This is a genomic window from Catenibacterium sp. GCM10023432 (assembly GCF_042651925.1).
GTDB lineage: Bacteria > Bacillota_I > Bacilli_A > Erysipelotrichales > Coprobacillaceae > Catenibacterium > Catenibacterium mitsuoka.
This window is the reverse complement of record NZ_JBHSEB010000004.1, coordinates 73,067-96,586: the sequence shown is the minus strand read 5'-3', so window position 1 is coordinate 96,586 and position 23,520 is coordinate 73,067. Positions and strand designations below refer to the sequence as shown.

Below are 23,520 nucleotides of genomic sequence, written 5' to 3'. Positions count from 1 at the left end.
CTAACTATAATTTTTTTTATATAATTAAAGAGTCATATAAAGAAAGGGGAAAATAAATGAAGACAAAGAAGATTTTGGTTGAAGTTGTTGCGACTGCCATGATTGTTGCACCACTTGCACAGCCAGCACGCGTATTCAATGTACATGCACTAGAAACAACACCAGTTGTACAAACAACAACAGAATCTCCTGTATTACAGAATGCGACAGTGCTTATTCCATCTGATGCAACAGTAGAACAGGTAACAGAAATTCTTAATAAGGCATTAATTAAGAATTTAGACAATGTGGACACTTCTAGCATTGAGTGGGAATATCAGTGTGAAGGGAAAAGTTCAATTGCATCAAAAAATACTGAATGGGGTTCAATTAACGGATTTGAATCAACGAAAAAGAACTTTCTTGGTATTACTACAACTTATACACATCCATCTTTAGCTGCAAATAGTGATGGCAGCTATCAGGTAAGAATTAAAGGGACTACTAAGGAAGTGACTGTCACTAAGGCTGCAAAGCTTAATAGTGTTATTGAAGTGAATGAAGGCGTTGAAGTCACATTACCTTATAAAGATGCTGAAAATATTGATTATGACGTATTGAAAAAAGCTATCTTTGAAAAAGTTGTAAAAGAATCAACTCCTGATTTAACTTGGGAAAATGTAGAAATCAAGTATGCTTACACCCTTGGAAAATTTACTTTATGGACAAACTTAGACGGTGAAGCTGGTAGACCAGCTATTACTGCAGGTGCTCATGAAATTAAAATTTCTTATGCAGGAAATGATGCTTATTCTGATGTAGAAGCAACAGCGCAGGTTTCTTTTAAAGAACGTGCTGCATCTGAAATTAATGTGAAAAATGATCAGACTATCAAACTTTCTTATAATGATGACGTAACAGTCAATTATGATAAAATAAGAGAAGATATCTTTAATAAAGTAGTTGAATCATCTACTCCAAATTTAACTGTTGATGATGTAACTATTCAGTATTATGCATCTACTAAAACTGCAGGTGTTCCATCACAGGCTTGGGTTGCACTTGAAGGTGGTAAGGATGTAGTTAATTATCCTGCAATTTCTGAAGGCGCACAGAAAATCAGAATTATTTATAAGGGAAGTAAGGATTACCAACCTCATACTGAAGAAACTACAATCAATGTAGTAGACCGTGCTACTGTAGATGTAGTGACTAATGAAGGTCCTTATAATGTTTCTATGAAGTTTAATAAGGATCAGTCTTATGACTATGATGCCACTGCAAAGGCTATTTATGAAGCAGTTATCAAGTCTACAAATCCTGAATTATCATTTGAAGATTTCAAGGTTGAATACAATGCAAATCCAATAAATCTTGGAGAAATATGGTATGAATTAAGCAATAGTTCAGATTTAAATCTTAATAAGTTTAAAGCAGGTACTTGGAAAATCAGACTTTCTTGGAATGCGACAAAAGAATATAAAGGCGGTAATATTGTTGTAACAGTAAATGTAGAAGACAATCGTTTAGAATCTGCAGTTACACTTAAAGAAGGTACATCTATTACTTATAATATGGATGCACAGGAAATGAAGAAGGCTTTATTTGAATCAATTGATTTCAGTAAGTCTACATTACCTTCAAAAGCTGAATTATCAGTAGATGATTTCACTTATGAATATTACGGCACAAACGTTCTTGCTGGTAATATTGATGGTGGTGTAAAAAATTGGGCTCCTGTTGAAGGTGGTAAAGTTAATCTTGTATTAGATTATCCACAGATGCCAGCAGGTGAGCAGAAAGTAAGAATCACTTATAAAGGTAATAGTGATTATCGTCCAAGCACAAGTGGTGAAACGACTATTACTGTTAAGAAGGCAAAAGTAAAGGTGAGTGTTCATTCTACTAATATCTTTGCGGATGAAGAATTATCAAAGGATTTCATTACTACAAATCCAGCTGATAAGTTCGATGTGTATACTGTTTATGCAGGTGCTACAAGTAATGTAAGTTTAGGTCTGTATTTAGATCTTCCTGCTCGATTCACTGATAATAATGTATTAAAACTTCTTGATCCTGTAGTAGAAAGTGTATTTGGTAAAACATTTACTCAGATGATGCAGGATGGTGTCACTGTTGGTGAATTAAGAAAACTATTCAGCACTCAGGAACTATTAGATTTATTAGAAAAGTTACATATTGACACAGGTACATTTGGACAGATCTTAAAAGTTATCAACAAATTACCTGGTATTGCAGATAATGTACGTGTTGGATTTGGTACTCCAAATAGAGCTGGTTTATATGCAGTCACTGCAGTTACTGACAACAAGAACTATGAAACTGGTGTTGGTATTGGGGCATTACTTGTAAAACAGCATGTAAAGGGTGTTAAATTAATATGGAACCAGAAGTTCACTAAGGGTAAGATTTCTAAAGAAGAAGCTCAGAACTTTGATTTCAAGGCTACACTTACATATAATGATGAAGTTGTTTCTGATGAAAACGTTCATTACTTATATACTGGTGTACAGTCTAACTTAAAGCCTTATTCTAGTACAACTACAGCACCTACTGAACCTGGTGTATATACTATGACAGCAGTGACTGTAGGTGGAAACTATCAGGCAGCACCTATTATTCGTACATTTACAATCACAAAGTAATAGATTTATATAGACTTAACGACTTATGTTGTTAAGTCTTTTTTGTGTTATATGGCTTTCTTTTTCAAATTTAAATACTTTCTTTTTTTCTCATATTTTTATGATAGAATAGGGAATGTGAAAAGGTGGGTTTATAATATGCAAAGGGAATCAATACGTATGTATGCTTATGCGATTGACTTTGATTTGATCAAAGTTGATTTATCATTAAATTATTATAACGGAGTTTCAAGTCAGTATTATTTAAAAAATTTAGATACAAGTGAAGTCAAGATACTTAAAGGCGAAGCGACTGAGAAAGAAAATGGATTCCAGTCGTATCTTTTGCATACAGACTTTTCTGTAGGTACAAGATATAAAGTGTTTGATAATTATGGTCTCGCTTGTTTTTTAGATTTTAGTCAGCTTTCTATGAGTAAAGAGTTTGATGATCATTTTTATTATGATGGTGATGATTTAGGCAGTCATTATACAAAAGAGAAAACAACATTCAAGGTTTGGTCACCTCTTTCTACGGAAGTTGTATTAAAAATTTGGAAAGATGAAGACCTTCATTATTATCCTTTAGAAAGAGGAGATAAGGGGGTCTATAGTACAACTATTAAGAAAGATCTAGATGGTTATGAATATGTTTATATTATTGGAATGAATGAGGAATCCACTGAAACAGCTGATCCATATGCTTATTCTTGTACAGCTAATATGCATAGTTCAGTAGTCATTGATTTAGATAAGGTAAGACGAGTGGATTATCCTTTGACAGAACTTAAACATAATACAGATGCAGTTATTTATGAAGTAGGTGTCAGAGACTTCTCTGTGGATGAATATGGACAGATCACACATAAAGGTAAGTTCTTAGGTTTCTGTGAAGAAGACACAGTGACTAAGAATGGTTTTTCTTCAGGTATGGACTATTTAGATATGCTTGGTGTAACTCATGTACAGCTTTTACCAATCAATGATTATGCAACAGTAGATGAAGATCATCCAGATTTACTTTATAACTGGGGTTATGATCCAGCACAATATAATGTACCTGAAGGAAGTTATATTACTGATCCTAATGATGGTTATAAGAGAATCCAGGAATGTCAACGTATGGTACGCTGTATTCATAAGCATAATATGCGTGTTATTCTTGATGTAGTCTATAATCATATGCATGATGTAAATAATAATGCATTAGAAAAGACAGTCCCTTATTATTTCTTTAGAAGAGATGATAAGGGTGAATTATCTAATGGTTCATGGTGTGGGAATGATTTAAATAGTACTGCCAAGATGTGTCGTAAATATATCTTAGATATGTGCAAGAGATGGCAGGTTCTTTATGGTGTAGATGGCTTTAGAATGGATCTCATGGGTATTGTGGATATTGATACAGTGAATATGATTTATGAACAGGGCCATTCATTAGATTCATCATTTATGCTATATGGTGAAGGATGGAATATGGGTACTGCATTACCTGATTCAGAAAAGACAACAATTGAAAATAACCATAAAACACCTCATGTAGGTTTCTTTAATGATCATTTCAGAGATACAATCAAGGGACCTAATCAGATGGAAGTCAAAGGCTATACATCTGGGGATACATATAAGACAAATGAAGCCATTATCGCAATGTGTGACTACAATAAGTTCTCATCAATAGAACAGAGTATTAACTATGCTGAATGTCATGATAATGCGACTGTATTTGATAAATTCATTATTTCTAATGGACATGAAGATGAATATTGTCGTCAGAAGAGATGCTTATTAACACTTGCAATGACTATTCTAGCTCAGGGTGTTCCTTTTATTCATGCCGGACAGGAATTCTTAGGAACTAAGAATGGTAATCAGAATTCTTATAATGCAGGAGATGCAGTCAATAAATTAGACTGGGAACGTCATGACCGTTATATGAATGTTGTACAGGCTGTAAAGTTCTTTATAGATTTAAGAAAAAACAACAAGTGCTTTAGATATTATGACTATGAAGAGATGCATCAGCATGTATTTATCAACAATATCTACTATCGTATGGTAGAATATCATTTGACTCAGGATGAAGGAGATTATAAAGAATTTAAGATTTATTTTAATCCTTCATATGATGTGATTACTATTGGTATTGAAGATGACTTTAAGATATTATATAGTATGTCAAATGAAAGAATAGAAAATGGACAGCTCAATGTATTTGGTGTATCCATGGTTGTATGTGCAAGATAGGAGTATGGAATGAAATTAATTGTTGGATTAGGAAATCCTGGTAAAGAATATGATATGACAAGACATAATACAGGATTTTATTGTTTAGATGTCTTAAGTGATGAAATGAATCAATCTATTGATAAAGAAAAGTTCAAAGGCTTATATACTAAATTCAAGTACAAGGGTGAGGATGTTATCTTACTTAAGCCTCAGACTTATATGAACAATTCTGGTGAATCTGTTGCGGCAGTGATGCAGTTCTTCAAGATTCCTGTTGAAGATCTATTAGTTATTTATGATGATATGGATATGCCTACTGGTAAGCTTCGCTTAAGAGAAAAAGGCAGTGCGGGTGGACATAATGGAATCAAGAGTATTATTGCTCATGTAGGTACTCAGAACTTCAAGCGTATTCGTGTAGGTATTTCTAAGAATAAGCTTTATAGTGTAGTGGACTGGGTACTTGGACACTTCTCTAAGGAAGAAGAAAAGCTTATATCAGAAGGTGCTAAACGTGCGACAGAAGCTGTCTTATGTTATTTAGATGATGGTTTTAATAAAGCAATGAATAAATATAACTAGGTGATTGTTATGGAAAAAATACTGAATCTTTTAAAAGATAATCAGGCCCTACGTACCTTAGATACAGACAATGGAACTATTGTCACAAACTCAACTAGCGATGAGGCTTATCTCATTGCTGGTTCTTTTTGGCATAATCCAAGAAAAATCCTGATTATTAAAAACAACCAATATGAGGCATTTAACCTCTATAAAACATTAACTGAACTTGTGAATCAGGTGGTCTATTTCCCAGCAGATGAATCATTACGTGTTGAATCAGTGGCTTATTCTTATGAACTATTAGGTGAGAGAATTAATGCATTATATGCTATGACACAGGATAGACCGATGATCTGTGTCTGTCATATGCACTCAATGACACGTTACATTACTCCTGTAGAGCTTTTTAAGAAGAGTATTATAAGCTTGAAGAAGGGAGATACTATTGATCCTTTAGAACTCAAGAAGAGGTTACAGTTTATTGGATATAAGAATACGCAAAGAGTTGATTCACCTTTCTATTATTCTAGACGAGGGGAAGTACTTGATGTTTATACAATTCAGTATGACCAACCTGTTCGTATTGAATTCTTTGATGATGAAATAGAAGAAATCTCTTTCTATGATAAAGACTCACAAAGAAGAACAAATAGAATAGAGTCTATCGATATTCTTCCAGCTACAGATATGATGTATGAAGATGAGGCTTTACCACAAGTAGAAGCATCTATCCAGACATTAAAAGATAAGATGACTGTCAAGGATGATTTCAAGGATGAACTTGAACAGACCTATGCATTAGATATTGAATCACTTAAAGCACATGACTATAATCCACGTATTTATCAGTATTTAGGTTTATTCCCTGAAACTGCCACAATCATGGATTATGCACGTGATTATACAATTATTACTGCATCTTTCGCTTCTATTCTTGCTTCTTATAAGACATATATGGAAGAGAACTACCTCTATTATCATGAATTAGAAGAAATAGGACAGATGATCAGAGGACTTAAACTGATTAATAATCCTCAGACTATATTAAAACGTCAGAATGTAGACTTTGTTCGATTTAGAGAAAATGATCAACAGATCATGTTTATGACGCAGCCTGTCATGATCTCTATGGCTAATGAAAAAATCTTTATTAGTCAGTTAAAGGATTTACTCACATACAATCGTGTCATGATTGGTGTAGATGAAAAGCGTCAGATAGATATATTAGTCAACTTATTTACCGATCATGCTATTCCTTTTACTCTCACAAGTGCCACAAATAAGATCTATGATGGCGTTAACCTATTCTTAGGACATTTACCTTGTGGAATGAATTTTGTGGAAGAGAAGACTGTATTACTCACAAGCCAGGAACTTTTCAAGGTACAAGAAACAAAGAAGAAATATATTAAATACAGAGATGCGACTAAAATCTCTGACTACAATGAATTAAAGGTAGGAGATTATGTTGTTCATGATACAAATGGTATTGGACAATATATGGGTATTGAAACATTAGTCGTTGATGGTGTGCATAAAGATTATCTACATATTGCCTATAAAGGTAATGATATCCTTTATGTTCCAGTAGAACAGTTCCAGTTAATTAGAAAATATTCATCTAGAGATGGTAAACCACCTCGTATTCATGCTTTAGGCTCACCTAAATGGGCAAAAGAGAAAGCAAGAGTCAGACAGAAGGTAGATGGTCTTGCTGATGATCTGATTAACTTATATGCAGAAAGAATGAGACAGCCAGGTTTTGCGTTTGAACCTGATGGGGATCTTCAATTAGAGTTTGAAAGTGAGTTTGGTTATGAATTGACTCCAGACCAGGCACAGGCTGTAGAAGAAATCAAGAAAGATATGGAAACACCACGTCCGATGGATAGACTATTATGTGGGGATGTTGGCTTTGGTAAGACAGAAGTGGCTTTAAGAGCCTGCTTTAAGGCAATTGTATCGAAGAAACAATGTGCTTTCCTATGTCCTACAACTATTCTTTCTTCCCAGCATTATCGTACAATGCAGAAACGTTTTGAGAAGTTCCCAGTGAATATTGCGTTACTCAATCGTTTTACGACTACTAAAGAAAAGAAACAGATTCTATCTGATTTAAAGGAAGGTAATATTGATTTATTAGTTGGTACACATCGTATTTTATCCAAGGATGTAGAGTTCAAGGATTTAGGATTACTATGTATCGATGAAGAACAGCGTTTTGGTGTGAGACAGAAAGAGAAGATCAAGAACCTCAGAAAAACAATTGATGTTCTTACACTTACTGCCACACCAATTCCGCGTACATTACAGATGTCCATCATGGGAATTAGAGGACTCTCACAAATAGAAACACCACCATTAAATAGATTACCTGTACAGACCTATGTATCAGAAAAAAGCTGGGCTCTCATTAAACAGGTGATTGAAAGAGAATTATCACGTAATGGTCAGGTATTCTATCTTCATAATAGAACAGAGAATATCTATGAAATAGCCTCTACTTTACAGACTCTCTTACCTCATGCACGTATTGGGGTAGGACATGGTCAGATGGATAAGACAGAACTAGAAGATGTCATGACTGATTTCGTAGAAAAGAAATATGATATTTTAGTATGTACAACAATTATTGAAACAGGTATTGATATACCGAATGCGAATACGATTATTATTGAGAATGCGGATAAGTTTGGTTTAGCACAGCTTTATCAGATCAAAGGTCGTGTTGGTAGAAGTGCACGTATTGCGTATGCTTATCTTCTCTATACAAAAGATCGTGCTATGACAGAAGAAGCCCAAAAGAGACTCACTGCCATTAAGGAATTCACACAATTAGGCTCTGGTTATAAGATTGCGATGAGAGATCTGTCTATTAGAGGAAGTGGTGATATTCTTGGTGGTGAACAGGCTGGATTTATTGATCAGGTCGGTTTTGATATGTACATGAAGATCTTGCAGGATGCGATAGATGAAAAGCAGGGTAAGATCAAGGAAGATGATACAGTTCCATCACGTAATGTATCTGTGGATGGTTATATTCCAGAAGATTATGTAGAGAGTGATATGGAGAAATTAGAACTCTACCAGCGTGTTTATAAAGCCAATGACTTAGAAACCCTCAAACGTGTGGAGCAGGAATTAACAGACCTTTATGGTGTACTACCATCACAGGTACGTAATATTGTCGTAAAGAGAAGATTTGATATCCTCTCACATGATCCACTTATTGAAGATGTCAAGGATGGAAGCCAGGGATTAGAGATTCGTTTCTCTAAAGTCTTCTTAGAAGACCTAGATGGACAGAAGTTCTTTGCATATGTGAATCATATGTTCAAGAAGCCACAAATGAAATATACAGAAGGCATGTTGACGATCGTGAGTGGTATGGAACCATACTATGTCTCTGCATCTACTGAATTTTTAGACACAGTTTTGAAACAATATTATAAAACACACACTAGTGTTTAAAAATAAAATAAGGTAGAATAGGAAAAAAGGGGGAGTATCAATGAAAATTATTGATTTATTAAATGAAGATAAAGTTACTTTATCTTTTGAAGTATTTCCACCTAAAACAAGTGGCAGATATGAAAATGTCTTAAAAGCTGCAGAAAAGATTGCATCTTTAAATCCAAATTTCATGTCTGTGACTTATGGTGCAGGTGGAGGAACAAGTGTACATACTGTGGCACTTGCGAAAGATATCCATGAGAAATATGGTGTTGAAGTCATGGCGCATTTGACATGTGTCTCTTCTACAAGAGAACATGTAGAATCCATGGTAGAACAGTTTAAAGAGAATGGTATTGAAAACATCATGGCATTAAGAGGAGATATTCCCTCTGATGGTAAGGTGGGAGAAGATTACCAGTATGCCTGTCAGTTAATTAAAGAATTGAAAGAGAAAGGTGATTTCTGTATTGGGGCAGCATGTTATCCAGAAGGACATGTAGAATCACCTAGTATTAAGGAAGATATCCAGCATCTAAAAGAGAAGGTAGAAGCGGGGGCAGATTTCTTAACAACACAGATGTTTTTTGACAACAATGTTTTCTATAACTTCTTATATAAGATCAAGGAAGCAGGAATAAATGTACCTGTAGTGGCTGGTATTATGCCTATCACAAATGCGAAGCAGGTAAGTCGTGCTGTACAGATGTCAGGTACATCTATTATTCCTTATCGTTTTAAGATGATGGTAGATGCGTTTGGTGATAATCCAGAAATCATGAAGCAGGTAGGTATTATTTATGCTTCTGAACAGATTATTGATTTGATTGCGAATGGTGTAAAACATATTCATGTTTATACTATGAATAAGCCAGATGTTGCTGAAGGTATTATGAATAATTTATCGGAGTTTCTCAAATGATAGATATCAATCGTAAAGAAGCTTTACGTTATTTAGGATACCGTCAATCCATTGAAGGTGACCTTACAGAAATCAATAACGCACTTGATCACTGTATAGAAGTATTACAGAAAACAGCTGTACCACGTCATATTGTGAAAAGATTTCCTGTCACAATAGAGAACCATACAATCACCATTGGTGATATGGTGATTCATAGTCGTAATCTAGAGAATAACTTAAAAGGCTGTCATGCCGTTTATCTCTTTGCAGCTACAATTGGAATAGAAGTCGATCGTTTAATTAAACGTACAGAACTGACTAAGATGAGTGATGCAGTAATTTATCAAGCAGCGGGGGCAGCGATGATAGAAGCGTATTGTGATGAAGTGAATGAAGAACTCAATCAGGAGGCTCATAAGAATAATGAATTCTTAAAGCCACGCTTTTCGCCTGGTTATGGAGATCTTGCATTAGATCATCAAAAAGATTTCATGCGTATATTAAAGATGGATAAGATTGGTATCAGTTTATTAGAAAGTCTCTTAATGGTCCCATCCAAATCAGTGACGGCGATCATTGGTATTACACATCATGCACAGCCACGTCATACAAAAGACTGTGCCAATTGTCCTGCACAATGTGAATTCAGGAGGGGAGAGTAATGGGATTTAAAGAAAGACTGACAAAAGAATGGTTATTCTGGGATGGCGGTACCGGTTCAGTACTTCAAAGCTGGGGCTTACAGGCTGGTGAATTACCTGAAACATGGAATATCATTCATCCAGAAAAGATTGTAGAATTAAATAAAGGTTATCTAGAAGCAGGGTGTGATATCATCAACACCAATACATTTGGTGCCAATAGATTGAAATATCCTGATAATCTAGAAGAAATAGTTACAAAAGCAGTAGAACATGCGAAAAAGGCAAGAGAACTTACAGAACGTGCTGATGCCCTGATTGCGCTTGATTTAGGTCCTACAGGTAAACTCTTAGAACCACTAGGAGATTTATCATTTGATGATGCAGTGGATATTTATGCAGAAGTCATTGAGAATGGAACTAAAGCGGGGGCAGATGTGATCCTTATTGAAACAATGCAGGACAGCTATGAATTAAAAGCAGCCGTTCTTGCAGCAAAGGAACATTCAGATCTTCCAGTATGTGCCACTGTCGTATTTGATGAAAAAGGTAAGATGTTGACAGGTGGTACACCTGAATCAGTTGTTGCCTTACTTGAAGGGTTACATATTGATGCATTGGGTATTAACTGTTCATTAGGTCCAACACAAATTAAACCTTTTGTAGAAAGAATGATTAAAGTTTCTTCTACACCAATTATTGTGACACCAAATGCGGGTTTACCTCAGACTGATGATGAAGGTCATACATATTATGATATGAATGCAGATGAATTTGCATCAGAGATGAAAGATATTGCCTCTTTGAATGTACATGTTCTTGGAGGATGTTGTGGAACAACACCAGAATATCTCTCTAAAACTATTGAATTAGTGAAAGATTTACCTATTGAACCACCTGTAAAGAAGAATATGAGTGTTGTGACTTCATTCTCACAGGCTGTAGAAATAGGACCTAAGCCAGTGATTATTGGTGAACGTATTAATCCAACAGGTAAAAAGAAATTTAAACAGGCCTTACGTGATGGAGATATTAACTATATTTTATCTGAAGGTTTAAAACAGGAAGATGCAGGGGCACATATTCTAGATGTTAATGTAGGTTTACCAGAAATTGATGAACCTAAGATGATGGTAGAAGTGATGAAAAAATTACAATCTGTCATTGCATTGCCATTACAGATTGATACATCAGATCCAATCGCCTTAGAAGCAGCTTTAAGACACTATAATGGGAAAGCCATGATTAACTCAGTCAATGGTAAACAGGAATCCATGGATGCTGTTTTCCCTCTTGTTCAGAAATACGGTGGTGTTGTCGTAGGACTTGCCTTAGACGAAGATGGTATTCCTGATAATGCGGCAGATCGTATTCGTATTGCGAAGAAAATTTATAAAGAAGCAGGTAAATATGGTATTGAACCTAAAGACATCGTAATCGATGGACTCGCTATGACTATTTCATCAGATCCTACTTCTGCCATTGCGACATTAGAAACACTACGTATTATTAGAGATGAACTTCATGGACATTCTATTCTAGGTGTCTCTAATATCTCTTTTGGTCTTCCACAAAGACCCATTGTGAATGCGAACTTCTTTACTATGGCGATGCAGTCAGGACTTAGCTGTGCAATCATCAATCCTTCATCAGAAGCAATGATGAAATCATATCGTGCCTATCTTGCCTTAAGTGGACTCGATACAAACTTTACAGAATATATTAGTGCCTATGGAAATAGTGCACCAGCCACTCCTATAAAGAGTGAAGCGGTTGATATGTCGTTATATGAAAGTATCAAGCGTGGTATGAGTGAAAATGCAGGTAAAGCGACAAAGAAACAGCTTGAGTCTAAAGAAGGATTAGAAATCATCAATGAAGAATTGATTCCTGCCCTTGATGAAGTAGGTAAAGGCTTTGAAAAAGGCACAATCTTCCTGCCACAGTTGTTAATGAGTGCAGAAGCAGCCAAAGCTGCTTTCGCAGTCATTAAGGATTCCATGGCAGGAAAACCAAGAGAAATGAAAGGAAAAATCATCATTGCGACAGTTAAAGGTGATATTCATGATATCGGAAAGAATATTGTGAAAGTCATGTTAGAAAACTATGGCTATGATGTTATTGATCTTGGTAAAGATGTACCACCAGAACAAATTGTGGATACAGCGATTAAAGAAGATGTAAAACTTGTAGGACTCAGTGCTTTAATGACAACGACAGTTGTGAGTATGGAAGATACAATTAAGTTGTTGAAGGAAAAGAAGCCTGATACACTTACAGTTGTAGGTGGAGCCGTTATGACTCAGGAATATGCAGATCGTATCGGTGCAGATTGTTATGCGAAAGACGCAATGGAAACAGTGCGTTTTGCGGATAAAGTATTTGGAGGAGAATAAAAGTGAGAAGAATATTGACAGTTATAACTTCAATCGCATTAACTTTTGCGTTATCATTCTCAGCCGCTTTTGCGAGTGATGATGCGTTAGTCAAATCACAGAACTATTTAAAGACAATTACTTTAGATAGTCCTGATGCCGTTATTGCGTATGAAGCAGCAGGATTTGAAGCAGATGGTAAAGCTGATTCTTTATTAGAAAACTTTAAGGATGTAGATTATACAACTGCATCTTATGGCGATCTTGCTAAATCTATTATTGCGATTTCTTTATTAGGGGATAACCCTGCAGATTTCAATAAGACTAACTTAGTAGAAATCTTAGAAAACAGAGTACAGGCTGATGGTACTCTTACAGAGGATAAAAATGGTGGATGTGGAGCTACTATTTGGACATTAATGGCTTTAGAAACAGTGAATTCAGATAAAACAAAAACTGTTGCAGATAAGCTTTCAACTATGGCCATGGACAATGGTGCATATTGGTATGAATACCAGGGCCCAAATGCGGATCTAGATACAACTGGATGGGCTATGGAAGCATTAAGTGTTGCAGGACGTTCTACTTATGATGCCGCTATCTCAAAAGCATATACTTTTGTACAGTCTAAGTTAAATAGTAAAGATGGCTCTTATGATATTGGATGGGGCGGTAATGCAGATACACAGTCTTGTGTATTAGAAGGATTACATGTGGCTGGTTATAAATTAGATAATCAGGCATATAACTATCTTCTTTCTTATCAGAATGAAGATGGTACATTCAATGCATTAAACTATAACACATACCAGCTTGAACCAAACGCTTATGCATCATTAGAAGGAGCAAGAGCACTTGGTGTCATCAATAACGGAAGCTTTGTATTAAAGGCAAGAAAAGATTATGCAAAGACTATCTCAAATAGTACTACACCAGAAAAACCTGAGACTAAACCTGGTACTACTACAACTAAACCAGCTGTAAAGCCAGAAACAACACCTAGTACAACTAAACCAGAAACAACAGCTACAACAGAACCAAAGAAAGAAACAGTAAAGAAAGTCAACACAGGCGACAATACTAATGTGATGGCTTATGTAGTGGCTGCAATTGCGGCAATTGGTGTGATTGCATTAACTATAAAAAGTAAGAAGAAGTAATGAAGAAATTCACGACTAAAAAATTAGCGATTGCCTTTGTCGCAATCGCTTTTCTCTTTATATTTGGCTTTACAGTTTATCGTGGCTTAACAGGACAATTTCAATCTCATCCTGAGGTTGCAAGAGAAGTAAAGAAAAGCACAAAGAAGAAAGATACTTCTAAAAAAGAAGAAACAAAACAAGAAGAGACAAAACAAATAGAGTCACAAGAAGAATCAAAGAAGACTGATACAAAATCATCTGATTCTTCTAGTAAACAAGAGACTAAGAAGCAGGAAATAAAGAAAACAGAGACAAAATCCGCTTCTAGTAAACAAGATACAAAAAAGACAGAAACAAAATCTTCTTCTACTAAACATGAGACAAAGAAGACAGAAACAAACACTTCTTCTAGTAAACATGAAACCTCTGCTCCTCAGCATGTAGAAACACCTAAGCAGGACACACCTGTAAAACAGACAGTTTCTATTAAAGTCATTGGACTTAATACGACAATGATGCAAGGGAATATAGAAGTGAATAGTGCTTCTACAGCTTATAGTGTCTTAAGAGAACTTGCGAAACAGAATGGTAAGAGTATCTCTACAAAAGGGTTTGGTTCTACTGTTTATGTATCAGGTATAGATGGATTAAAGGAATTTGATCATGGACCAAGTTCTGGATGGATGTATAAAGTGAATGGCACACCACCTAATATTGGGGCAGGAGCCTATAAAGTGAAAGCAGGAGACACAGTCATCTGGTATTATGTCAACATTGAACAATAAGACAAGAGAAATATGTTTGATAGGTATTCTCTCTGCAGTCAATATTGCCTCTAGAGTCGCAATGCAGGCTTTACCAAACTTTAAACCTGTTACATCTATCATTATTATATCTGTTCTCTTATTTGGCTTATCATTTGGTATTAAACTGACAGTAGTCACTACGATTGCCTCAAATATGATCTTAGGCATGGGAACATGGACAATCTTTCAGATCCTCTCATGGGTTGTCATATGTTTACTCACTCAATGTATCAGTGATTTCTATAAGAAGATCAACAAAGAACCACCATTATTTCTTATGGCTATCTATGCCTTTTTAATGGGGTATGTCTTTGGATTTATCGTCTCACTCGAACAATTGATCATTGGTGGTCCTGTCTGGTTTGGTATCTATTATGTCCAGGGGCTCTTATTTGATACATTCCATGCAGTAGGTAATTTTGTTTTTTACTTACTTTGTGCGCCTATACTTATGCGCTTATTTAAAAAAGAAATGTCTCAATATACGAAAGGCTATTACAAGTGATTCAGTTGCGAATCACTTTTTTTGTTATGTAATAAACATATCATCAACATCTAAAAGATACATTTTACATATGATATAGAAAGTCTATAATCACAAGTGGATGGAGGTTAAAACTATGACACCATTATTTCCACGTGTTCAAGAAGTAGAGAACATATTTCACAAAATACTCGCAAGTAAAGAAGCTTGTGCAAGACTGAGAGAAACATTCAATTCAAGTCTAGAAGACTTTCAGGAATCAGAAGAATTAAACAATGAGACCTTTTCAAAAGTCGTTCTAGATAGTTATTCAAATCAGGATATCAGTGCATTACTACTAGCCATATGTGGTAAATCTATGTTTGATTTATTACGTGATGCTTATTTGATTCCTCAAACATTTCATGGTAAAGCAGGAGAAAATCCAGTACTACTTACATCACCTTCTGGAGATCTGTTAGAGGGGAAGGATGTCTCACATCATACAATGAGACGTTTTAAAAATATCCTCTCACAACATCAGCCTGTTCCCCGTTCCCTTGTTTATCTGGCTGATGGCTATGATATAGAACGTTATTATAAGCATGATGGATCAGTAGACCAGAGAAAGACAGATGCAGTCAGAGGCATCTTACTTCTTTATGCACTTCCTGATACTAAGAAGCTTCATCTAACAGCTGCGCAAGTTTATGCAATCATCTGGGATACATTCTTCAGTATTCAAAAAGAAGCACCTCTTGCTCGTGTCTATTATGGACAGGAAACAGGAGAGAAGAATGATAAAGACTATGATGAAATCGCAATATTACTTCCTACTCATTTGTTTAGAAGACAGATGGTTGAACATATGGAAATCGTTGATGGATTAGTTCTATCTTGTAGAGAAAAAATGATGGCTGAAGCCGGTAATGATAGTTTGGAGTTGTAATTATGCCTAGAATCGGATTACGTATTATTAAAACAAGTATTGCCGTCTTCATCATCATGGTATTATTCACTCTCTTTGGTGTACAGAAATCACCTTTCTATGTCCTTATAACCACAATTATCTGTATTCAGCCAGATAAAGAGAATGAAAAAAACCAGGCACTTGTAAGAGCCCTCGGCACACTTATAGGGGCTATTACTGGAGCTATTGTCATGTTTTTACAGCCTTTCATCCATATTGATTTCGCATGGGATTTACTCAATGCATTATTTATTATGTTGACTATTTACTTAACAGTCTTATTTAAAGTACAACATATGGCATTTATGGCCTGTGTGGCTTATCTAAGTGTTGCAGTTATTCCTCATGCTGGTATTTCACCTTATGCATTCTTATTCTATCGTGTCTTAGATACATGTATTGGTGTAGGGGTAGGTTATCTTGTCTGTACTTTACACTTACCAGTTAAAAGAAGAAATGATGTTCTCTTTGTAGCTGAACTTGATGATATGGAACAGACAGCACACCAGCAGTTAAATAACTTCAATAAGACACAATTGAATAAACTTGTAGATGATGGTGCCTTGTTTACTATCATCACTAAAAGAACACCTGCATCCATGCAGGCAGAAATTGAACATCTTAAACTACATCTACCAGTGATCGCATTAGATGGCGCAATATTGTATGACGTACCAAAAAACGAACTATTATGTACCTATTCCTTACCACAAACATTAGGTTCAAAGATCACTCGATTATTAGATGATAAACATCTTAATTACTTCTATCACATTCTCAAAGACGATGTATTATTGACATATTATAATAGTTTCGACCAGTCCGAACAAATGGACTATTATGATATGATGCGTCAATCCCCTTATCGTAATTACATCTTTGGTATGCCTACACACTCATATCAACCTCTTTATATCAGTGTTCTTAATACAAAAGAGATTATCTATGATATTATAGATGACCTGATAGATTTAGGATTACATAAACAATTGCGCTATTTTGTAGAAGAAGATTATTTTGAAGGCATGTGCTTACTTAAGATTCTTTCTTATGAAGCCACTCCAGAAAATATGCTGGAAAGATTAAAGGAAAAGTTAGATATTAAAGAAAGTCTTGTCTATGGTTCATCTGATTCAATATGTGATGTCATAGTACCGGACAATGATTTCAATAGTATAGTAAAAAGTATTCATAACGAATATGAAGGAATTCAAATGAAAAGAAGACAGCCATGATAGCTGTCTTCTTTTCATTCATGGGGGAGTCTCAATGTATATTCAATTCATGATTGATATCATGGATTTTTTTGTTTGTATACTTATTTGCAACTCCCATGATTAAAGTACTTAATAATACTGCAATAATAGTTAAAATAATATAGATCATAAGAATCACCTCTTTCATGCCTATACTATACATGTCAGTTATGGAATTCGTATGTATTCTCTATGTATTTATTATGTTTTTTTACAATCCTTCTAACATATCATCAAATGTGATACCTAAAGAAAAACCAAAATGGAAGTAGTCATCTAAAGCATCCTGTAACTTAATAGGACTATAACCATTTCTTAAATCTAGAATATCCTGATTGACTTTAAAGAGTAAATCAACAGAACTACTCTTTTCAGGCATTTCCTCATGATTCTTGATTTCATCAATCTGTAAGTCATACGCAATACTCATTAATAAGCGCATACCTTCAATATAAGTGTCTAAAAGAGCATTTTGATCAACCTGAGTATCTTTATCCCAGAATGTATAAACATGTCCTAATTCTCCTGTATTATACACACATTGCATAAATGCTAGAAGCTTATGATCAATCTTCTTAATATCTAGAATCTGACCTTTAGGAATATCTAATTCTCTGTTTAATACTAACTGATATAATTTTGATAATTCATTCATTTAAATCACCTCTTATATACTATTATAGTCAATTAAAAAAGAGAATCACGCAGATTCTCTAAATAATTCCTAAACCTTCTATTAAAATCTTAATACCTATGAGAATAAGAATAATACCACCAGTGATCTGTGCTTTCTGTTCATATTTACTTCCAAACACATGACCAATATAAACACCAGCAGATGCAATAATAAATGTCGTTAAACCAATAATAGAAATAGCCATGAAGATATTGATTGATTCAAAAGAGAACGTAACACCTACTGCAAGTGCATCAATAGCAGTTGCGATAGCAAGCATCAACATTGTCTTCCAAGAGAAGTCATCATTCTGTTTTTCTTCTTCAAAAGATTCTTTAATCATATTGATTCCAATAAATGCGAGTAGGATAAACGCAATCCAGTGGTCAATAGAATCCACTAAACCACTTAATGTAGAACCAAGACAATAACCAATAAATGGCATCAATGCCTGGAATCCACCAAACCATACACCACATAATAATACATTCTTAATAGATAACTTCTTTACAGATAATCCTTTACATACAGATACCGCAAAAGCATCCATGGATAACCCAATGCCAATTAATAATATTTCTATACTAGACATCTTTACACCTCAACTGGAATATAATCTTCCTTTACAACCTCATAATGCATATTGGATGCAGTCAGTTCATTAAGTTCATCTAAGAAAGAAGTATCTCTTAAATAAACATCATAATGAACTTTTTCATCATACTCAGTATTCATTAATAATAGATTCTTAGATTGTATTAAATAAGATATCTTACGGCTGAAGTGATAGTCAACACTAATACGATAAAGCTTGACGAGTTCTTTATCGACTATTTCTGCTTCTTTTAAAGCATCTGCAACACTATTTGTATAAGCACGAGTCAATCCTCCGGCTCCTAGCTTAATCCCACCAAAATAACGTGTCACAATCGCAATCACATTATCGATCTTCTGTCTCTGTAATACATTCAACATAGGAAGTCCTGCAGTACCTGATGGTTCTCCATCATCATCCGCTTTTTCTAAAGGACCGACACGATAAGCGACGCAGTTATGTGTTGCATCATCTTTAGAATAGAGTTCTATTAAGTCTTTGATTTCTTTTTCATCATTACATGGAATCAGGGTTGTAATGAACTCTGATTTCTTAATAATGATTGTATTTGTCGTTGTTTCTTTAATTGATCTCATAGTTTCACCCGTTCGTATTATATCCCATTGGTTGTAAAATAAAAAGAAATAAACTATAATATACATAGTGAATTATCACTGATGGGGTATTAAAAATGAGTAAAATAGCGATTATTGCAGACAGTGGCTGTCAGATTGATATCAATGGAGAGCATGAAGGTATTTATATTGCACCATTATGTATTGGTCATGGTAGTCAGACATATTTAGATCAATTAGAAATCACAAGTCTTGATGTATTTAATCAGATGAAGGAAACAGATGATATGTATACGACATCTCAGCCTTCGACTGGTTCTTTAATGAAGGCTATGGAAGATGCGAAAAGAGATGGTTATGATGAGTTAATTGGGATTCCTATCGCAACTGGTTTATCATCTACATTAAATGGCATGCAGGTTGCAGCTAATACAGTAGAAATGCCTATTACTTTAATCGATTCTCAAGGAACAGCACATGTTCAAAAAAAGCTTATTGAAGCAGCACGAAATCTCATAGAAAAGGGTCAGTCTGTTTCTGAAATTAAAGAAAAGCTTGAAGATATGGTTAAGCATTCAGGTACAATTATTTTTACACCAAACTTGAATCACCTTAAAAAGGGTGGACGTATTACGCCTGCAGTCGCAATGCTTGGCAATATGTTGAAGCTTGTTCCAGTTATGGAATTGAATAGTGAATTAGGTGGTAAGATTGATACTTTAGGCAAAGTAAGAACAACACGTAAGGCATGTAAGATGCTTGCTGATCGTGTTGTTGAAAGAGGCGCAAATGCGAAAGATTATACATTTGCGATTGAAGATGTTCTTGCACCTGAAGAAGCTCAGCGTGTAAGAGACTATCTTGAAGAACAATTAGGTCCATGTCAAGTTACCATGAGAGAGTTACCAAGTGTTGTAGGTGCTCATATGGGAATTGGTGGTGTAGGAATCCAATTCATCAAAAATCTCGCAGAATAGGAAGCAGATGATGAATCTGCTTTTTTTGTATAGAAAGGAGGAGGCGCATGCAAAGAGAATTTGAAATGGTTGTACAGACAAGTGCAGCTACACAGAGTTTACGTTATTTATTAAAAAGCGGTGATATGACGTGTATCACAAAGGGAGAAATTACTAAAAGACTAGAAGCGGCAGTCCTTTTACAGGATTTAAGTTTTCAGGCTGTTATGACAAGTGGTGAAGTTGTAGAGGATATGCTGGAGAATACCTATGAGGATTATGATGAAGCATTAAGAGACTCTATTCAGACTCATGGAATTGTATTTAAGGATTATACCTTTGCGGTGACTTATAAATATGATGAAGAAGCTGTCTTTAAACCTTTCTTCTCTAGACAATATGGGGCAGACTTAGGTTTTTCACTTCCATTAGTGGATGATATGAAATATGCGAATATGTGTGTATGTCTTGCATTAATTAAATTATCAAGAGAATATGTACGCACAAGCGTAGGAATAACTCATGATTATACAGATGTGAAGCCTAGTATTCATCTTACATTTAAACCAGGTATATTTCTACCTAAGCTACTTACAGAAAAGCCATATACAGAAATGACATTCAATGCAGTCTATGCTGCAATATATAAGCTACGTGCCGCAATACGTTTCTTCTCATATGATCATACAGAAGAAGCTTATAAGAAGTGGATCACTTTGATAGAAGAAATGAGTACTCGTCCTTATGATGGTATATTAGATGATCTGGATGAATTAGACTATGTGCCATCACAAAAAGAAGAACTTTATGTATATGAAGATAAGGTCAATGGTGGAGGTACTGTTCAGTGCTTAAATAACTCATTTTATGCATTAATACTCTGGGCCGCTATATTGACTAAAGTCATGAATGAACAGTTCTTATATGAAACAAACTACCCGGACATGAACTTATGGGATTATTAATAAAAAGAAAATTATCAAAACACCTATAAATAGGTTTTATCAGTGTAAACTTTGACGCATTAATTCTTTCTCTTCGCTATAATAGTGTTAGAAAAAAGAGGAGGGAAAGAATATGTTAGAAAGTTATAAAGAAATTACATCAATCTCATTAAATAAGTTAAAGGACTACTTAGATGTCATTGATGTATATCATGATTCATTTATTGATACTTGCAGAAGTCAGAAGAAAATAGAGGCTTATATTAAGGCACATCAAAAGAAATACTTAGGACTTGCTTTAAAGAAACTCTATGAAATTGATGATATGCAATGTCTAGAAAATCATCTTGTAATGATTGAATATTTATTTGGAAATCATCCACGTATTCAATCATTGAATAAAAAGTTATGTAACTATATGCTGCACAATGGATCACCAATAGACGTGTATCGTATTGTGAGACATCTGATGCCTTTCTCATATGTTGCTCTTATTTCTATATTAGTAGAGAAAGAAGTCATTACTTATGCACAGGCTGCTTACTTCTCTTTGGTAGAAGAAGATATTGAAGGAGCTTATGACTACTTAGAAAATTGCGAAGTGGAACCAGATGAATCACTTTTAAATCTTTATGCATCTTATGACTTGATTGGTTATTTCCTACTTGTGGATCATTATAGTAAAAAGGTATCTTACCAGGTATCAGGAGGCATAAGATGGGAGAAAAAATGTGGGCTGTCTTCTCATTATTGATGAATTCAGAAGAATGTATCAGTGCAGAAGAAATACAGCGTCAATTAGAAGAAAAAGGTTATGATATTGGTTTAAAAGCTGTTTATGCAGTGATTAAACAGATTAATGCATTTACATCTTTAATGTTTGGAAAAGAAATAATCAAAGCAGTGAGACGTTTTGGTTATATTATTGAAACGGGCTATTTTGATGAAGCACAACTACAGTTATTGATTGATATGGTGAATTATCGTCAGGACTTAAGTAGTGCAGATAAAGTAGAATTGATTAATAAACTTTTAAAATTCTCTTCTGCAAAACAGAAGGATTATTTAATCATTCCTGAATTAGAAGAAGATGAAGAAGAAGTTTATTCACTTAGTAGAAACTTAAAGACCATTACTTCCGCAATACGTAATAAGAAAGATATACGCTTTAAGTATATCGATTATGCAATCATTGATGGACATCCTGTAGAAACACATTCTACAAAAGGGAATGCGGGTATTAGTCATGAATATTATAATGTAAGTCCTTATAATACAGTTATTGTGGATGGTCATTACTATTTACGTGCTTATTATAATAAGCATAAGGATTCATTAACTACATTCCGTATGGATCGTATTAGAGATTTACAGTATAGTCGTACATATTATTTTGATTTTGATGATGAAAAGAAGATTAGTGAATCTTTAAGACAATCATTAGAGAAATCAATGAATAGTTTCTTTGATGGTGAAGAAATTACATTACATATTAAGTTTGATGTAGCACTTATTAGAGAAGTTGTTTCTCGTTTTGGAAATGAGATTACTATGACTAAGACTATTCCTCCAACTGGTTATAATAATAAGCAGTTATGGTATGAAACACGTATTGAAGGGATTATCTTTAATACAGGTTTGATGAACTGGATTAGACAGTTTGGTCCTATGATGGTTGTAGTTGGTCCAGAGAAATTAAAGGATTCTATTGTGTCTGCATTAGAAGAGAACTTAAGCTACTATAAAAAATAGGTGTACATTATGTATATATTAAAATTGTGCCAAGGTGAGTTAAGTACCAATGTTGGTTTGTTTCATACAATACAGCAAGGTAGAGAGTTTATATCACAATTACATGGTTATCACTATGAAGTGATAGAAGGATTTGAGTATGAATACTTTGATCCTACTATCGTACCTGATTATGTAGAACTAAAATATAATGGTCACATTGTACCTTTTACTACATATATGTTTACTGGTGTTGGAAGAGTAGATATTTATTGGAATGAGATAGTGGACTTATCTAAACCAGGAAATGGAATGATTGAAGGAGCAACAAGAGTGGATGCTTATTCTATTCCTAATGATGAACTTGAGGACTACATAGAGAAAAGAGAATATAACTATATATGTGTTAAACAATACTTAGAATCTAAAGGATATGAGGTAGAGAGAGCTTATTTTGGTTCTGAAGATGGCGAAGCCATCTTATATAGAGATACAGGAGATTGGCATTTCTTAACACATATGGATCCTGAGTTTGTGGAATCTGAAGACATATTAAAAGACTTAGACATTTAGGTGTCAATGAAGATGGTAAAGTAGGCTTCTTAGATGCCATCAT

At 34.6% G+C, this 23,520-nt stretch carries 20 protein-coding genes; 17 read left to right on the top strand and 3 right to left on the bottom strand.

Translation table 11 applies throughout. The features are described from left to right. Nucleotides 1-56 precede the first annotated feature (56 nt). The 12 genes from ACFOZZ_RS01925 to ACFOZZ_RS01870 all read left to right on the top strand — a co-directional run bounded on the left by ACFOZZ_RS01925 (nucleotide 57) and on the right by ACFOZZ_RS01870 (nucleotide 17,406). Nucleotides 57-2,645, top strand: coding sequence for a hypothetical protein (locus tag ACFOZZ_RS01925; RefSeq protein WP_376814590.1), 2,589 nt, complete (start codon nucleotides 57-59; stop codon nucleotides 2,643-2,645). Nucleotides 2,646-2,783: 138 nt separating this feature from the next. Continuing rightward, nucleotides 2,784-4,871, top strand: coding sequence for a type I pullulanase (gene pulA / locus ACFOZZ_RS01920; RefSeq protein ID WP_055233020.1), 2,088 nt, complete (start codon nucleotides 2,784-2,786; stop codon nucleotides 4,869-4,871). 9 nt (nucleotides 4,872-4,880) lie between these two features. Next, nucleotides 4,881-5,435, top strand: coding sequence for an aminoacyl-tRNA hydrolase (gene pth, locus ACFOZZ_RS01915; protein WP_055233022.1), 555 nt, complete (start codon nucleotides 4,881-4,883; stop codon nucleotides 5,433-5,435). Between the two features lie 9 nt (nucleotides 5,436-5,444). Further along, nucleotides 5,445-8,888, top strand: a complete 3,444-nt coding sequence (gene mfd / locus ACFOZZ_RS01910) for a transcription-repair coupling factor (RefSeq protein ID WP_376814589.1) — start codon at nucleotides 5,445-5,447, stop codon at nucleotides 8,886-8,888. 40 nt (nucleotides 8,889-8,928) lie between these two features. Then, nucleotides 8,929-9,792: a methylenetetrahydrofolate reductase [NAD(P)H] gene (gene metF / locus ACFOZZ_RS01905; RefSeq protein WP_055233026.1), complete on the top strand. Its 864-nt coding sequence runs from the start codon at nucleotides 8,929-8,931 to the stop codon at nucleotides 9,790-9,792. Beyond that, nucleotides 9,789-10,436: a vitamin B12 dependent-methionine synthase activation domain-containing protein gene (locus ACFOZZ_RS01900; protein WP_055233028.1), complete on the top strand. Its 648-nt coding sequence runs from the start codon at nucleotides 9,789-9,791 to the stop codon at nucleotides 10,434-10,436. Before metF ends, ACFOZZ_RS01900 begins: the two co-directional genes overlap by 4 nt. Then, entirely contained in the window at nucleotides 10,436-12,811 is a 2,376-nt protein-coding gene (locus ACFOZZ_RS01895; RefSeq protein ID WP_376814588.1) for a homocysteine S-methyltransferase family protein, read from the top strand. The genes ACFOZZ_RS01900 and ACFOZZ_RS01895 overlap by 1 nt, the downstream gene beginning before the upstream one ends. Nucleotides 12,812-12,813: 2 nt before the next feature. Next, on the top strand, nucleotides 12,814-13,950 hold the full coding sequence (locus ACFOZZ_RS01890; RefSeq protein WP_376814587.1) for a prenyltransferase/squalene oxidase repeat-containing protein: 1,137 nt from the start codon (nucleotides 12,814-12,816) through the stop codon (nucleotides 13,948-13,950). Continuing rightward, the gene (locus ACFOZZ_RS01885) at nucleotides 13,950-14,717 is read left to right on the top strand and encodes a DUF4430 domain-containing protein (protein ID WP_376814586.1); all 768 of its coding nucleotides are present in this window, start codon (nucleotides 13,950-13,952) and stop codon (nucleotides 14,715-14,717) included. Before ACFOZZ_RS01890 ends, ACFOZZ_RS01885 begins: the two co-directional genes overlap by 1 nt. Continuing rightward, nucleotides 14,698-15,243, top strand: coding sequence for a hypothetical protein (locus tag ACFOZZ_RS01880; RefSeq protein WP_320803615.1), 546 nt, complete (start codon nucleotides 14,698-14,700; stop codon nucleotides 15,241-15,243). The genes ACFOZZ_RS01885 and ACFOZZ_RS01880 overlap by 20 nt, the downstream gene beginning before the upstream one ends. A 115-nt stretch (nucleotides 15,244-15,358) precedes the next feature. Continuing rightward, on the top strand, nucleotides 15,359-16,150 hold the full coding sequence (locus ACFOZZ_RS01875; protein WP_055233038.1) for a DUF4866 domain-containing protein: 792 nt from the start codon (nucleotides 15,359-15,361) through the stop codon (nucleotides 16,148-16,150). Between the two features lie 2 nt (nucleotides 16,151-16,152). Further along, nucleotides 16,153-17,406 carry an aromatic acid exporter family protein gene (locus tag ACFOZZ_RS01870; RefSeq protein WP_376814585.1) on the top strand — a complete coding sequence of 418 codons (1,254 nt, stop codon included), beginning with the start codon at nucleotides 16,153-16,155 and terminating at the stop codon, nucleotides 17,404-17,406. Nucleotides 17,407-17,638: 232 nt separating this feature from the next. Here ACFOZZ_RS01870 and ACFOZZ_RS01865 read toward each other — a convergent pair whose 3' ends face one another. Genes ACFOZZ_RS01865 through ACFOZZ_RS01855 form a run of 3 tightly spaced genes read right to left on the bottom strand, consistent with a single transcriptional unit; the run spans nucleotide 17,639 to nucleotide 19,294 of the window. After that, nucleotides 17,639-18,082 (bottom strand): dUTP diphosphatase, encoded by a 444-nt coding sequence (locus ACFOZZ_RS01865; protein WP_055233042.1) that lies wholly within the window; start codon nucleotides 18,080-18,082, stop codon nucleotides 17,639-17,641. Between the two features lie 58 nt (nucleotides 18,083-18,140). Next, nucleotides 18,141-18,695, bottom strand: coding sequence for a manganese efflux pump MntP family protein (locus ACFOZZ_RS01860; RefSeq protein WP_055233045.1), 555 nt, complete (start codon nucleotides 18,693-18,695; stop codon nucleotides 18,141-18,143). A gap of 2 nt (nucleotides 18,696-18,697) precedes the next feature. Next, on the bottom strand, nucleotides 18,698-19,294 hold the full coding sequence (locus ACFOZZ_RS01855) for an IMPACT family protein (protein ID WP_376814584.1): 597 nt from the start codon (nucleotides 19,292-19,294) through the stop codon (nucleotides 18,698-18,700). Nucleotides 19,295-19,389: 95 nt separating this feature from the next. Between ACFOZZ_RS01855 and ACFOZZ_RS01850 the strand changes: the two genes are divergently transcribed. The 5 genes from ACFOZZ_RS01850 to ACFOZZ_RS01830 all read left to right on the top strand — a co-directional run bounded on the left by ACFOZZ_RS01850 (nucleotide 19,390) and on the right by ACFOZZ_RS01830 (nucleotide 23,477). Then, nucleotides 19,390-20,250, top strand: coding sequence for a DegV family protein (locus ACFOZZ_RS01850; protein ID WP_278860299.1), 861 nt, complete (start codon nucleotides 19,390-19,392; stop codon nucleotides 20,248-20,250). A gap of 47 nt (nucleotides 20,251-20,297) precedes the next feature. Further along, entirely contained in the window at nucleotides 20,298-21,194 is an 897-nt protein-coding gene (locus tag ACFOZZ_RS01845; protein ID WP_040390084.1) for a hypothetical protein, read from the top strand. 112 nt (nucleotides 21,195-21,306) lie between these two features. Next, nucleotides 21,307-21,927, top strand: coding sequence for a hypothetical protein (locus ACFOZZ_RS01840; RefSeq protein WP_376814583.1), 621 nt, complete (start codon nucleotides 21,307-21,309; stop codon nucleotides 21,925-21,927). Further along, entirely contained in the window at nucleotides 21,891-22,925 is a 1,035-nt protein-coding gene (locus tag ACFOZZ_RS01835) for a helix-turn-helix transcriptional regulator (RefSeq protein WP_055233054.1), read from the top strand. The genes ACFOZZ_RS01840 and ACFOZZ_RS01835 overlap by 37 nt, the downstream gene beginning before the upstream one ends. A 9-nt stretch (nucleotides 22,926-22,934) precedes the next feature. Beyond that, nucleotides 22,935-23,477 carry a hypothetical protein gene (locus tag ACFOZZ_RS01830; protein ID WP_376814582.1) on the top strand — a complete coding sequence of 181 codons (543 nt, stop codon included), beginning with the start codon at nucleotides 22,935-22,937 and terminating at the stop codon, nucleotides 23,475-23,477. Nucleotides 23,478-23,520: the final 43 nt, after the last annotated feature.

What these genes read in the sequence shown, in the direction of transcription:
- mfd (WP_376814589.1), top strand. Translation starts at nt 5,445, where the DNA reads ATGGAAAAAATACTGAATCTTTTAAAAGATAATCAGGCCCTACGTACC.
- ACFOZZ_RS01870 (WP_376814585.1), top strand. Translation starts at nt 16,153, where the DNA reads ATGCCTAGAATCGGATTACGTATTATTAAAACAAGTATTGCCGTCTTC.
- ACFOZZ_RS01900 (WP_055233028.1), top strand. Translation starts at nt 9,789, where the DNA reads ATGATAGATATCAATCGTAAAGAAGCTTTACGTTATTTAGGATACCGT.
- metF (WP_055233026.1), top strand. Translation starts at nt 8,929, where the DNA reads ATGAAAATTATTGATTTATTAAATGAAGATAAAGTTACTTTATCTTTT.
- ACFOZZ_RS01895 (WP_376814588.1), top strand. Translation starts at nt 10,436, where the DNA reads ATGGGATTTAAAGAAAGACTGACAAAAGAATGGTTATTCTGGGATGGC.
- ACFOZZ_RS01860 (WP_055233045.1), bottom strand. Translation starts at nt 18,695, where the DNA reads ATGTCTAGTATAGAAATATTATTAATTGGCATTGGGTTATCCATGGAT.
- ACFOZZ_RS01845 (WP_040390084.1), top strand. Translation starts at nt 20,298, where the DNA reads ATGCAAAGAGAATTTGAAATGGTTGTACAGACAAGTGCAGCTACACAG.
- ACFOZZ_RS01830 (WP_376814582.1), top strand. Translation starts at nt 22,935, where the DNA reads ATGTATATATTAAAATTGTGCCAAGGTGAGTTAAGTACCAATGTTGGT.
- ACFOZZ_RS01925 (WP_376814590.1), top strand. Translation starts at nt 57, where the DNA reads ATGAAGACAAAGAAGATTTTGGTTGAAGTTGTTGCGACTGCCATGATT.
- ACFOZZ_RS01885 (WP_376814586.1), top strand. Translation starts at nt 13,950, where the DNA reads ATGAAGAAATTCACGACTAAAAAATTAGCGATTGCCTTTGTCGCAATC.
- ACFOZZ_RS01840 (WP_376814583.1), top strand. Translation starts at nt 21,307, where the DNA reads ATGTTAGAAAGTTATAAAGAAATTACATCAATCTCATTAAATAAGTTA.
- ACFOZZ_RS01880 (WP_320803615.1), top strand. Translation starts at nt 14,698, where the DNA reads ATGTCAACATTGAACAATAAGACAAGAGAAATATGTTTGATAGGTATT.
- ACFOZZ_RS01855 (WP_376814584.1), bottom strand. Translation starts at nt 19,294, where the DNA reads ATGAGATCAATTAAAGAAACAACGACAAATACAATCATTATTAAGAAA.
- pulA (WP_055233020.1), top strand. Translation starts at nt 2,784, where the DNA reads ATGCAAAGGGAATCAATACGTATGTATGCTTATGCGATTGACTTTGAT.
- ACFOZZ_RS01875 (WP_055233038.1), top strand. Translation starts at nt 15,359, where the DNA reads ATGACACCATTATTTCCACGTGTTCAAGAAGTAGAGAACATATTTCAC.
- pth (WP_055233022.1), top strand. Translation starts at nt 4,881, where the DNA reads ATGAAATTAATTGTTGGATTAGGAAATCCTGGTAAAGAATATGATATG.
- ACFOZZ_RS01835 (WP_055233054.1), top strand. Translation starts at nt 21,891, where the DNA reads ATGGGAGAAAAAATGTGGGCTGTCTTCTCATTATTGATGAATTCAGAA.
- ACFOZZ_RS01865 (WP_055233042.1), bottom strand. Translation starts at nt 18,082, where the DNA reads ATGAATGAATTATCAAAATTATATCAGTTAGTATTAAACAGAGAATTA.
- ACFOZZ_RS01850 (WP_278860299.1), top strand. Translation starts at nt 19,390, where the DNA reads ATGAGTAAAATAGCGATTATTGCAGACAGTGGCTGTCAGATTGATATC.